Raw genomic sequence first — 12,572 nt, forward strand, 5'->3', positions numbered from 1 at the left:
CTTGACGGAACAAATCTTTTAATGAAACCATGTTACTGAATGATGCAAATCCCCTTGAATAAGCTTAAGAAAGACCCATTCGGGCCGCGTCCCCGAACCCTGGTCGATCTTCCTCCTAGTGTTCCTCCAATGCCCTGGCTACTTGCCCCTAAGCCCTCAATCATTACACTGTCGGCTCTGCCAACACAGCAACCGAGCCAGCCATGAGCAACAAGAAACGCGACATCCCGGTGTTTGAACACCCGATTATTGAGACCCACTGCCACCTTGACTATCTCGAAGGTGAAGCGTTGGAACAAACCCTGGCCGATGCCGCAGCGGTGAATGTTGAGAAAATCGTGACCATCGCGGTGTCACCTGGGAATCTGGCAAAGGTCCGTGAGTTGACCAAAGTCCCCCACATCTGGGGCACTCAGGGCGTGCACCCGCACGAGGCAGAAGAATTCACAGACGCGACGGCAACGGAAATTCTTGAACACGGAAAAGACGAGAAGATTGTGGCCGTAGGCGAAATCGGGCTCGACTATTATTACGATCACGCCGACCGTGACGTGCAGAAAAAGGTCTTTGAGCGACAGCTTGAACTTGCTGTTGAGTTGGATAAGCCGATTGTCGTGCATACGCGCGAGGCCGATGACGATACTCGCGCCATTCTCAGCAACTTTTCGGCTCACCTGAAGAAAAAGGGTGTTATTCACAGTTTTACGTCGGGTTTGGCGTTGGCGGAATACTGTTTGAACGAAGGTTTTATGCTTGGCTTTAACGGCATAATAACCTTTAACCGCGCCGATAATGTGCGCGAGGTGCTCAGTGCAACACCGATGTCACAATTGGTCGTAGAAACCGATGCGCCCTATCTCACCCCGGTGCCGTTCCGAGGGCGTCCAAATGCGCCAAAGTACCTGCCCTTTATTATTGAAAAAATCGCCGATGTAAAAGGCGCCAGCATCGATGACGTTCTACAGCAAAGTTACCAGAATGCACAGCGGTTATTCTGGTCGTAAGCCTTAGCCCGGAAATTTTGCTATATCGTTTAAAACAACTCTGTATCCAAGTGTCCTGAGTCAGAAGTTCGCATGAATTCAGCGTGGCACTCAGAGTCCGGGCTAGCGCGTGTTATCGAGCGACTCTAGCAATGCGTCTTTTTCCTGCCACAGCTGCGTAATCCACGCCTGAAACGCGGCTTTGTCGTCGGCGTTATTGGTGTAATCCATGGTCAAAAACGCATCTGGAATGTGCCGTTTTTGCAGCCGGATGGTGACTTTGCCGATCCGTCCGCAGGCCACATCCCAGGTGCTCGGTGCGCCGCCTTCATAATGCAGAGTGGCATCAATGACTGTACTGAACTTCTCTCCCAGCGCCTGCAAGGCGAAGGCAACGCCCCCGGCTTTTGGTTTAAGCAGGTGTCGGTACGGCGACTGTTGCTGCTGGTGCTTCGCCTTTGTAAACCGTGTGCCTTCCAAGAAGTTCACCACGCTGGTGGGTTGTTCGGAGAATTTTTCGCAGGCCCTTTTGGTGGTTTCCAGGTCTTTACCGGCTTTTTCAGGGTGTTTTTCCAAATAGCTCTTCGAATATCGAGACATGAATGGGTAATCCAGCGCCCACCATGCGGCACCCGCCACCGGCACCCAGATCAGCTGACTTTTAATGAAGAACTTCAGAACCGGGAGTTTCCGATAGGTCACAAAAAACAGCACAAAAATGTCGAGCCAGCTTTGGTGGTTGGCGATGATCAGGTTCCACTGCTGCATATCGAGTGTCAGGTCATGCGCCATGTCGAGCTGCACTCGGTGAATGCGGCGTAACCACCAGAGAATGCCCCCGACCCAGATCAGCGCGACTTCCACAATCAGTGGATTTGCATAGGTCCGCGCCAAGGTCGTCGGCAGTAAAAACCGTAGCAGAATGGCGAGAAACAGGAAGATGCCCAGAAACAGGGTGTATACGATCAGCGTCAATACGGAGATAACGCCCTTGAAAGTAGAAAATAATTTGCGCACGTTGCTATGTTTTTTTTGACTAAAAAGTCTATTTTTCCGTCGTTGCCGATGTTTTGCAAGTCTGCGGCTTGGTTAGAAACACCATATCCCGGCCTTCAAATGCGACCTCAGATGCGCCCATGACTTCGGCCAGCCAGCGAAAGGTGTTCTCATGATAAAAGCAGACGTGGGTAGGGTCGTTTTTGTACTGCCAGTTCTGGAAGCGTTCTTTATTGATTACACGCTGCGTCATAACACCCAGAACGCCGCTTGGACTCAGTTGTGACCATAATTGCTCAAGTTGCGGTCGAGGTTGATGCAGGTGTTCAATGACTTCAGTCATGACGATGGCATCGTACGTTTGGTTTAACGCCTGTGTGTCGGGGTAATAAAACAGATCGTACAGAAAAACCTGATAACCCAGCGCTTTCAGTTGTTCGGCTAAGGCCGGTGCCGGTCCACATCCAAAATCCAATACGCGTGCTTGATTTGGTAACCGGTTGCGCAATGGCTCAACCATCCGAGCCAGAAAGGCATTGTATCCCGCGTCGTTAACATCGTTTTCGTGCAGGTCGTATTCCGCTTTCTCTTCCGATTGCGTTGGCCAGCTTTGCGGGTCGGCAAACACCAACGCACATTTTGAACATTGCAAATAGGTTCGCCGAGCATCGGTAAAGAATTGTTCACAGGCGGACTGACAAAGGACGCACGACGCAGGCATAAACACTCGTAGAAATGGGCATAATCAGGCGCAGCAGCTTAACCGATGGTTCGTGTACAGGCAAAATTCTGACCATTCAGCCATTAAAGTCGCGTTCTAAGGTGACTGATTTATTTAGGCGCGCTCTACCACCGCTCTAGAACATTACGGTATAGTGCGGTGCTTTCGGTATGGAAATTCTCTGTCTTTATGGATATCCGACAATTAGATCTGACAAATGAGCGTTTGGTGCTGGAAGCCTTGGCCATTCACTGCACCTGCCCTTTGGAGTGGGGTGGCGACCTGGCACTCGACAGCAACGGTGTTGCAGAGAATTTAGCCAAGCTCGACGCTCATTATCCGAAAACCATATTTTACCTGCAAGATCATAATCGCATTGTGGGCATTTATTGGCTGGAAGTACCGGTGCGTCGTCGTGGGTTTATCCGTTCGTTGTGGGTAGATCCCGCTTATCGTCGTGCCGGTATAGCGACCCGGATGAAACAGCTCGGCGATGCCTGGTTTGCGGAGCATGATGTACGTTCGGTTGAGACGATCATCGATGTTAAGAACGCTCTGATGATGGAAAAATACCGCGAACTGGGTTTTGTTCAGAAAGGCGATAGCTTTGTTAAAGTGTTTGAGGCGGATCGTGTGGCGGTTTAACGAGACGCTTTAAGCGGGTTGTTTGTCGATGTATTCCTGAGCCTGACGCACCGCATCCTGGCTCAGTTTGAAGTTCTCTGTCCGAAACGTTGGCTGCACACGATTCGGAACAAACGCAAACCAAGTCGCATCCTTATCCTGATATAAATCGACCTGGATACCTTTGTAAGACTTCCTGATGTGGTGTTTGTATTTGTGCATTAGAAGTCACCCCACTTCATCTGCAACAGGCTCAAAATAGCCACGGGGGCCGTTTCCGTGCGCAGTATTCTTGGGCCGAGTTGCCAGCTTAAAAAATCATTCTGGTGCGCAAAACGAACTTCATCGTCTGTTAACCCGCCTTCGGGACCGACCAGGAAGCTGACCGACTGAGGCGTTTGCTCTGGCCAGGCGGGTTCGGTTGCGGCGGTATGGAAGACCAACTGCACGTCGCTGTCTTGCGTTGTCGTCCAATCCTGCAGCGACTTTGTCGGGTATAAAATCGGCAATGTATCGCGGTAGCATTGCTCACAGGCCGCAACGATAACACCCTGCCAATGCGCCATTTTTTTCTCCGCCCGCTCGGCATTCAGGCGCAGATCGCAACGCTCACTGGTCAGGGGGGTGATTGAAGTCACTCCCATTTCGGTGGCTTTTTGGATGGCAAAATCGAAACGGTCGCCTTTGCTCATCACAATGCCCATATGCGTATGCAACGGTGATTCTGGTGTGCCGATCAATGCCTGGCGAAGCTTCACCTGAGCCTGTTTTTTGCCCACATTGCACAACTCCGCAGCGAAGCGCTGACCGTGGCCGTTGAAAATTTCAAGCGGTGCACCATCGCCTAAGCGCAGGACCTTAACCAAGTGTTGGAAGACCGATGCAGGCAGGTCCAAAATCTGGTTTTCGGCGGTAGCGGATTCAAGGTAAGCACGGATGGTTCGCATAACAGATTCTCAGACTCGACAAGCAGGAGGATTAAAGCTCAATACCGCAGGCGGCTAGCCGTTCGGCCTGTAAGCCAAACTCAGCGACCCAGTCTCGGAGCATACAGTCGCGATACTCTTGGGCGTACTGAATTGCGTTTTCCTGAGTTTCAGCAAAGCTGGCAGGCCAGGCTTGCAGCAGTTTGGGTCCGCAGCGTTCGGCGGACGCTTCGACACTGGCAGCGCACAGTTCGCTGGGCATTTGCAGGCAGGCAATGCCCGGGTCCTGCTCACACAAAAGCGTTGGCGCCTGCTGATTCAGATACTGAATAAAAATAACCGACGGTACCATGGCCGTCGCGTCATCTTTTGTCGTTTCTGCCACAGATTGCGTTTTTTCTATGGCGGTGTCGTCTGCGCAGGCCGTCACCATGGTCAGTAGCGCAGCGAGTCCCACTGCCGCGTGCTTCATAATGTCAGCCCGATGGTTTCATCCAGGCCGAAGCGGCAATTCATGTTCTGTACGGCAGCACCAGACGCGCCTTTGCCCAGATTATCCAGGCGAGCCGTGAGGAACACCCGATCCTGAGATGAAAACACGAACAGCTCGATTCGGTTGGTCCCGTTACAGGCGGTCGCTTCGAGAAAACCCTGGTCCAATTGGCTGTCGTCGTTTAACGCAAAGAGTTTGACGAAAGGCTCATCAGCATAGGTGAGCGCCAATGTTTGATGAATGCTCTCGGCAGTGCCCTTAATCGCATGTTCATGCAACGCTATGGAGACCAACATGCCCTGTTCAACGTTGGCTACGGTGGGTACAAACACAGGCGCGTGTGTTAATCCGCTGATCTGTTGCATTTCGGGTAAGTGCTTATGATTCAGATCCAGATTTTTCAAACGTGCGGACGCTTTGGCTGCTTCGCTACCGTCTTTGCTGCGGTAGTCCGCGATCATGGCGTTACCTCCACCACTGAACCCGGTAATGGCCTGGACCGTCATTGCATAATCTTTTGGAATGAGATCGGCTTGTACCAAAGGTGCAATCAGCGTAGTCATGCCACTGGGGTAACAACCCGGGTTGGCGATCCGATTGGATTGTTTGATCTTGGCGCGTAAGCCGGGCAATTCCGGTACCCCATACACCCAGTTGGGATCGACACGAAAGGCAGATGAGGCATCAATGATCACCGTATCCGGGTTGTCGACCAAAGCAACCGCCTGACGCGAGGCATCATCGGGTAAACACAAAAACACGACATCCGCTTTGTTCAGAAATTCACGGCGCAGGTCGGGGTCTTTCTTTTGAGCTTCGGGAATGCTGATGACCTCAACATTCGGGTGTGCGGCGAGGCGTTCCTGAATCTGTAGGCCGGTGGTGCCGTATTGGCCATCGATATAAGCGGTAATTGTTTCCATGTCTGCAAGTCATCATTCGCTGGGCAAGAGCCGCGATTATAGGCTATTCCATGCCATAACGAAAAAGCCGAGTTGCGCAACCCGGCTTTTTATTTTTTGCAGTACTGCTGTGTGAGTCTGTTAAGCCTTAAGTCTTTCAAGGATCGCCAAGGTTGGTGCGGATTGGTTCATGCTGTAAAAGTGCAGCTTAGGTGCTCCAGCGGCAATCAATTCCTGGCACAGATCGACCACGAAGTTCAGGCCAATACGCTGGATTCGGCTGACGTCATCGCCACAGGTCTGCAGCGCTTGTCGCATCCAGCGGGGAATGTCCGCGCCACAGGCATCGGAAAAGCGCGCCAGATTACTGTAGTTGGTAATCGGCATGATGCCGGGAACTATGTCAATATCGCAATCACGACGGCGAACTTCATCAACAAAATGTTTATAGGCATTCACGTTATAGAAGTATTGGGTAATCGCGCTGTCGGCGCCAGCCTTTGCCTTAGCCACAAAATTGTCGATGTCTTTATCCAGATTCGGCGCTTGCGGGTGCATTTCCGGGTAGGCCGCCACTTCAATATGAAACGCCTTGCCGAACTCAGCTTTGACAAATGCGACCAAGTCCGACGCATAATTAAAGTCGCCACCTGTACCCATCATTCCGCTTGGCAAATCACCACGCAAGGCCACAATGCGTTTAATACCGGCGTTCTGGTACTTAATCAGTAAGTCGCGAATGGCATCCGCTTTGGAACCAATGCACGACAGATGAGGCGCAGCCGGAACGCCACGCTGATTGAGTTCAATCACCGTGTTGATGGTACGCTCCTGAGTGGAACCACCAGCACCGTAGGTGACGCTGAAGAATTCCGGGTTGGCAACTTTTAATTCGTCATGCGCTTTCAGTAATTTTTCATAACCGACATCGGTTTTTGGGGGGAAAAATTCAAACGAAACAGGTACTGGAGTATTCATTGCTATTTTCTTAGTTGAGTTAGGCTGGAAGGGTTCTTGAGGAAATAAGCAAGATGTGATGCTTAACACCCTAAGGCGCTAAGCATCACATTCGTCTAACGCTTAGTACTTATACTCTTCCGGTTTAAATGGACCTTCCACTGGTACATTGATGTACTTCGCCTGTTCCGCCGTCAGTTTAGTAAGCACGCCACCGAAACCTTTGACCATTTCTGCAGCGACTTCTTCGTCGAGTTTCTTCGGCAACACCTTCACGTACAGGTTAGCGGCTTTCTCGTCTTCTGGCAGGTCGGCAAACTTGGCTTCATACAAGTACATTTGCGCCAGAACCTGGTTGGCAAACGAGCCATCCATAATGCGGCTTGGGTGACCGGTCGCGTTACCCAGGTTAACCAGTCGACCTTCGCTCAACAGAATAATGAAGTCAGACGTGTCATCGCTGCGGTAAATCTGGTGCACCTGGGGTTTTACTTCTTCCCACTTCCAGTTTTCACGCATGAACTTGGTGTCGATCTCGTTATCAAAGTGGCCGATGTTGCACACCACGGCGCCTTTCTTAACGGCGGCTAACATGTGCTTGTCGCAGACGTTGGTGTTGCCGGTGGTGGTGACAATCAAGTCGGTATTGGCCAGCAGACCTGTGTTTATTGATGCCGCTGTACCATCGTTTTGACCGTTGATAAACGGAGACACGATTTCGAAGCCGTCCATACACGCTTGCATCGCGCAGATTGGATCGATCTCTGTGACTTTCACAATCATGCCTTCCTGACGCAAAGAGGCTGCCGAGCCTTTACCCACGTCACCGTAACCGATGACCAGCGCTTTTTTACCGGCCAGTAAGTGGTCTGTACCGCGCTTGATGGCGTCGTTCAACGAGTGACGGCAACCATACTTGTTGTCGTTCTTTGATTTGGTTACGGCATCGTTCACGTTGATGGCAGGCACTTTCAGTATGCCTTCCTGCAGCATCTCCAATAAACGGTGCACGCCGGTGGTGGTTTCTTCAGAAATACCGTGAATCTGACTTAACAACTGTGGGTATTTACTGTGAACCATTTCAGTCAAGTCGCCGCCATCGTCCAGGATCATGTTGGCATCCCAAACCTCAGTGCTTTCTTTTTCGGCCAGAATGGTCTGCTCAATACACCACAGAAATTCTTCTTCGGTTTCGCCTTTCCAGGCAAACACCGGAATACCCGCAGCCGCAATAGCCGCTGCCGCGTGATCCTGTGTCGAGAAGATATTGCACGATGACCAGCGCACGTCTGCACCGAGATCAACCAGTGTCTCGATTAACACCGCTGTTTGAATGGTCATGTGAATACAACCCATGATCTTCGCGCCTGCCAGAGGCTGTTCCGCTTTGTATTTTGTGCGCAGGGCCATTAGGGCTGGCATTTCGCTTTCGGCGATGGCGATTTCTTTGCGGCCCCAATCGGCCAGAGAAATGTCTGCGACTTTGTAATCGGTGAAGTTTGACATAGTGAGCTTCCTAAATGAGGTTTGGTTTCGACCCGTTCGCAAACGGGTCGGTATCGTTATTTAGTTAAAGACCGGCGCCCGCTTTTAAGGCGTCGACTTTGTCCGTGTTTTCCCAGCTGAACCCTTCACGACCGAAGTGGCCATAGGCAGCTGTTGGCCGGTAAATTGGCTTGCGCAGGTCGAGCATTTCGATGATGCCGCGCGGACGCAGGTCAAAATGTTCGCGAACGAGTTCGGCAATTTTCTGTTCGGACACTTTGTGGGTACCGAAGGTATTGATCGAAATGGACGTCGGTTCAGCAACACCAATGGCGTAAGACACCTGAATTTCACAACGATCGGCTAACCCGGCAGCGACAATGTTTTTCGCAACATAACGACCGGCGTAAGCAGCGGAGCGGTCAACTTTGGATGGATCTTTGCCAGAGAAGGCACCACCACCATGGCGAGCCATACCACCGTAGGTATCAACGATAATTTTCCGTCCGGTTAGACCACAGTCGCCCACCGGTCCACCAATAACAAAGATACCGGTCGGGTTGATGTGGAATTTGGTATCGGCGTGCAGCCAATCACTCGGCAGAACTTCTTTAACGATGTTTTCCAGAACAGCTTCGCGTAAGTCGTCCAATTTAATGTCGGGGTTGTGTTGAGTGGACAAGACAACCGCGTCAACGGCAACGGGTTTGCCGTTTTCATACCGCAGCGTTACCTGAGATTTCGCGTCTGGGCGTAACCAGGGCAAAGTGCCGTTTTTACGCAACTTGGCTTGTTGTTCAACCAAACGGTGCGCGTAAAAAATCGGTGCTGGCATAAAGGTGTCTGTTTCGTTGGTTGCGTAACCAAACATCAGACCCTGGTCTCCGGCACCAAGGTCTTTGTCTTCGGCTTCATCAACACCGATGGCGATGTCTGACGATTGTTTGCCAATGGCATTTAACACAGCACAGGAAGCACCATCGAAACCCACGTCAGAAGAGTTGTAGCCTATGTCGTTAATGACATCACGGACGATGTCTTCCAGGTCAACATAGGTCGAAGTGCGAACTTCACCGGCGATGACCGCCATTCCGGTTTTTACCAGTGTTTCCACTGCAACGCGGGCGTGGGGATCTTCACTGATAATGGCATCCAGAACTGCGTCCGAAATCTGATCGGCCATTTTGTCCGGGTGCCCTTCTGAAACGCTTTCGGATGTAAATAAAGAATATTCGCTCATCTGCTGTGTCCTGTGGTTAAGCTTGTATAATGTTAGGCGTTTCGATACACCTGGGTCTGCACTTGAAACCCATTCCGTAACGCTAAAAATCGTGTTTGGTCATGGTCGAAGCCGTGCCGTTTCGCCCACTGATGCAGCTCTTCAGGTTCAAATCCCAGCCATTGGTCGCCACACTGTTCGCGCGCCCATTCCTGATCGTGATGACAGAGATCAGTGATGATCAACAAGCCATTCGGGTTCAGCAATTTGGCGCATTGCGCGATTTCGCTCTCCGGCATCGGGACATGGTGAAGCACCATGTTGTAAATGATGACATCAAATTGTGCCCCTTGGGTCAGCAGCGATTCTGTACTGCCTTCCAATAAGGTGACGTTGGCAGCATCCTTCACCTGTTCTCCCGCTTGTTCCAACATAACTGGCGAGATATCAATACCAACAACCTGATCAAAACGCTGTGACAGGGCTTTCAGGAATTCCCCCTTACCGGGCCCGACTTCCAGAACTCTTTGCTGTCGCGGGCGATCCAGACTATCAAGCAATTGCAGCGCTTCTGGACCGTAGTGTTCAAACAGAACGATCCGCTCTTGATGCAGTTCAAATTCTTCAGTGTGTTCAACAAAAAACTGGCGGGCGGCGTTTAGACGTTCTTCACGAATCTGTTGTTGCTGAATACGCACGCTTTTCGGCAATGGATTGCTGTCCAGCTCGCGAAAGATGCGCTGTTGCACACCCAGGGCATCCCCAAGCGAGCGGCGATAATAGATGCTGTTGCCTTCTCGTCGACTGTCTACCCAGCCTGCTTTCGCCAACACTTTCAGGTGGTGGCTCATCCCGGATTGTTTCACATCCAGTAAATCGCTCAGCTCCAAAACCCCATAGGCTCCCGTCCCCAGCACCTGAAGAACGGCGAGGCGGGTAGCGTCACTGATGGCTTTAAAAAAGCTCGGAATATGTTCAGTTTTCATAGGGAGGGAAAGATAGCAGTCGATTCGGGAAATGCAAGAACTATATCAAAATATTTTGATATAGATTTGAGAGGGGTCGACTACGTCTAAAGAAGTGGCTGGATTTGCTGACACACCGGGGACCAAAGGCACAAAAAAGGGGGAACCCAGTTCCCCCTACTCACCTACTGAATGGCGCTAGAGTTTAATAATCATCCCAGGCTACCAGGACGGTTTGGCCACCATTTACAGAGTATTCGACGCCATTTGCGACAATTGTCGCTGTGATAAAGGTGTCTTCAGCTCCTTCAATACGCCAGGCACCAGAGCTTGGGTAGGCGTCAGCTGTATTGAAAACAATATTGCTGGTGGTTTTAATCCGGATGGTTTCTCCTCCGGTTTCTGTCGCTGAAACCAGATAGTTAAAGCTCATAGAAACCGAGTCGCCGCTGATACTGGCATTCAATTTCCCGTCCATACTGGCACTGCCTTCTGAGGAGCTTGTTTCGAACTCATCAAAGTCAATGACCAGGGAAACGGTGGATGCGTCATAGCCATCGTATCCAGTCCAGCCAAAGGTTATGGTCATAGAGCCATTGGACGTTTCGCCAAATTCCACACAATTATTGAAAGCTGTTGTAATGCTCATGGAACCATTTGCTGCCAGATCATCACCACTGATAGCGCTATCATCGACTGAAATAGTCATGGTTTGCGAACCGGAGTCGCATGAGAACGTGAAGGATTCCGTTGCACGTGTAGCACTTCGTGTGCCTGTATCTTGCAGTGATCGGAAGCCAATATCGCTGTAATCTTCGGCAAAATCGGTCAACGCCAGCGAATTGGTCACTAATGCCTTTGCGTTTGAATCAGTAATAACAAGTGACGGACCTTTGGCTTCTTCTGGTGAACAGCCCAAGATAGCCAACGTTGCAATCACAGTAGAAATTGTCTTTTTCATTGTTTTTCCTTTCAGCAGTTTGTGCCGACATCATTCTCGATTACGTGAAACTGGTCAAAAAAAAGATAACAAAGTGTGACTTAGTTCAATTTTATGGTTCAGTTTGGGTTCATCTGCTCAGCAAAGGGTGAAGTAAATCGCCATGACTAGAACATTTACCCTACTTATATGTCATTAGTTGAATTGTTTGTGTTGGCTCATTAAAACCAGTCTTTTTTGTTCACATTTAAAGCGCCTTACGGCACTGTAGCGGTTTTCTGTTTCTGTCGTAAAAGGGATGAGGTAATGACGCAGGGAACACCATTTGATGTGGTTGGTGAGCTTAAGTTGCCAGTTAAAGTAACGGCGCCCCGGCTCTTTATTTTTGATTTTTTGTTGCTGTTTGGCAGTTTTGGAATCTATACGCCCTTCTGGCTGGTAGGCCAGATGCGAGAAATTAAAAAAATTGGGGAGGAATCCTTTAAGCCTTGGCTATGGTGGTTTGTGCCGTTTATCGGGCTAACTCAGTTCTGGGCGCTGCCCAGTTTAAATCGTGAGCTCAACCGTCTGGAGCGCAAACTGGACTTACCCAGTTGGCAGCAGCGCTACAGCGTATGGGCCGCCAGCATAATAATCCTGACATTCTTAAACAATTACCTCGGTCGCTTGGAAGAAACACCACTGACCATCTTCCTGGCTTTCTATTTGATTCATATTAGCCTCTGGAGTTTGTTAATACTGCGCATCCGGCGGATCAAAACACATCTTCAATCCAGCCAGGATCCAGCAGTGTTGAACAAATACCGATGGTGGGAATGGCCCATTGTGACCCTTGGAACACTGATAGTCGTCTCCCTATGTCTCTTCATTCTAATTGACACGACGCAAACAAGTGTCATCAAAACCTGGGTACCAAGCTCCACATTTGTCGACGAGGAAACGGGACTGATGTTCCCCGTTGAGTCCGTCGTTTGGACGCAAGTGGAGAACGAAGACGACAGTGATGCACTGTTCAGTTTTGTGGGGCCTGACGCAGAATTTTATGCCCACATTTTCGAGTATAAAGAACGCAGTGTTAATGATCTTGCGAAGAACCGATACGCAGAGGCAGTAGATTTAAATAACGCGTTTGATTGTGTTGAAACTCAGTCCTTTATTGCCGGCACTCTAAATGTTCGAGCTGAACAACGTTGTCTTTTCTCTGGCGTACTTGGGGTGGATGGCGCGTTCTCAACATTTCTGGAAACGAAAGAACAAACCTTTGAGTTACACATTATCGTGTACTCCACGAAGAGTATGAACAGCAAATTGATCTCTAGCGTCAGAAAAGCTGCAGCGGGGTTCCGTTTGAAATGAAACGT

At 50.3% G+C, this 12,572-nt stretch carries 14 protein-coding genes; 3 read left to right on the forward strand and 11 right to left on the reverse strand.

Going from position 1 to position 12,572, the window contains the following annotated elements:
• The first annotated feature begins 203 nt into the window (after positions 1-203).
• Complete coding sequence (locus tag IYN85_RS10945; RefSeq protein WP_196158933.1) at positions 204-1,004, forward strand: TatD family hydrolase; 801 nt, start codon at positions 204-206, stop codon at positions 1,002-1,004.
• Positions 1,005-1,106: 102 nt separating this feature from the next.
• Here the strand turns inward: IYN85_RS10945 and IYN85_RS10950 are convergent, their stop codons facing one another.
• Positions 1,107-2,000, reverse strand: a complete 894-nt coding sequence (locus tag IYN85_RS10950; protein WP_196158934.1) for an acyltransferase — start codon at positions 1,998-2,000, stop codon at positions 1,107-1,109.
• A gap of 28 nt (positions 2,001-2,028) precedes the next feature.
• Positions 2,029-2,700, reverse strand: coding sequence for a class I SAM-dependent methyltransferase (locus IYN85_RS10955; RefSeq protein WP_196158935.1), 672 nt, complete (start codon positions 2,698-2,700; stop codon positions 2,029-2,031).
• A 189-nt stretch (positions 2,701-2,889) separates the two neighbouring features.
• On the opposite strand from IYN85_RS10955, the gene IYN85_RS10960 reads away from it, so the two are divergent.
• The gene (locus tag IYN85_RS10960) at positions 2,890-3,345 is read left to right on the forward strand and encodes a GNAT family N-acetyltransferase (protein WP_196158936.1); all 456 of its coding nucleotides are present in this window, start codon (positions 2,890-2,892) and stop codon (positions 3,343-3,345) included.
• A 9-nt stretch (positions 3,346-3,354) separates the two neighbouring features.
• Here IYN85_RS10960 and IYN85_RS10965 read toward each other — a convergent pair whose 3' ends face one another.
• From IYN85_RS10965 to IYN85_RS11005, 9 genes are all read right to left on the reverse strand, one after another.
• Complete coding sequence (locus IYN85_RS10965; protein WP_196158937.1) at positions 3,355-3,546, reverse strand: hypothetical protein; 192 nt, start codon at positions 3,544-3,546, stop codon at positions 3,355-3,357.
• On the reverse strand, positions 3,546-4,271 hold the full coding sequence (locus tag IYN85_RS10970) for a 16S rRNA (uracil(1498)-N(3))-methyltransferase (RefSeq protein ID WP_196158938.1): 726 nt from the start codon (positions 4,269-4,271) through the stop codon (positions 3,546-3,548). The genes IYN85_RS10965 and IYN85_RS10970 overlap by 1 nt, the downstream gene beginning before the upstream one ends.
• 31 nt (positions 4,272-4,302) lie before the next feature.
• Entirely contained in the window at positions 4,303-4,722 is a 420-nt protein-coding gene (locus tag IYN85_RS10975; protein ID WP_196158939.1) for a hypothetical protein, read from the reverse strand.
• A complete protein-coding gene (gene argC / locus IYN85_RS10980) occupies positions 4,719-5,666 on the reverse strand; it encodes an N-acetyl-gamma-glutamyl-phosphate reductase (protein WP_196158940.1) in 948 nt (315 codons plus the stop codon). Before argC ends, IYN85_RS10975 begins: the two co-directional genes overlap by 4 nt.
• A 120-nt stretch (positions 5,667-5,786) precedes the next feature.
• A complete protein-coding gene (metF, locus tag IYN85_RS10985) occupies positions 5,787-6,623 on the reverse strand; it encodes a methylenetetrahydrofolate reductase [NAD(P)H] (RefSeq protein ID WP_196158941.1) in 837 nt (278 codons plus the stop codon).
• 102 nt (positions 6,624-6,725) lie between these two features.
• A complete protein-coding gene (gene ahcY / locus IYN85_RS10990) occupies positions 6,726-8,108 on the reverse strand; it encodes an adenosylhomocysteinase (RefSeq protein WP_196158942.1) in 1,383 nt (460 codons plus the stop codon).
• Between the two features lie 64 nt (positions 8,109-8,172).
• Positions 8,173-9,327 (reverse strand): methionine adenosyltransferase, encoded by a 1,155-nt coding sequence (metK, locus tag IYN85_RS10995; RefSeq protein ID WP_196158943.1) that lies wholly within the window; start codon positions 9,325-9,327, stop codon positions 8,173-8,175.
• A gap of 32 nt (positions 9,328-9,359) precedes the next feature.
• Entirely contained in the window at positions 9,360-10,292 is a 933-nt protein-coding gene (locus IYN85_RS11000) for a metalloregulator ArsR/SmtB family transcription factor (RefSeq protein ID WP_196158944.1), read from the reverse strand.
• A gap of 184 nt (positions 10,293-10,476) precedes the next feature.
• Positions 10,477-11,232 carry a hypothetical protein gene (locus IYN85_RS11005; RefSeq protein ID WP_196158945.1) on the reverse strand — a complete coding sequence of 252 codons (756 nt, stop codon included), beginning with the start codon at positions 11,230-11,232 and terminating at the stop codon, positions 10,477-10,479.
• Positions 11,233-11,517: 285 nt separating this feature from the next.
• On the opposite strand from IYN85_RS11005, the gene IYN85_RS11010 reads away from it, so the two are divergent.
• On the forward strand, positions 11,518-12,567 hold the full coding sequence (locus IYN85_RS11010) for a hypothetical protein (RefSeq protein ID WP_196158946.1): 1,050 nt from the start codon (positions 11,518-11,520) through the stop codon (positions 12,565-12,567).
• Positions 12,568-12,572: the final 5 nt, after the last annotated feature.

Origin of the sequence: Reinekea sp. G2M2-21, from assembly GCF_015687175.1 — a bacterium.
In the GTDB taxonomy this organism is placed as follows: Bacteria; Pseudomonadota; Gammaproteobacteria; order Pseudomonadales; family Natronospirillaceae; genus Reinekea.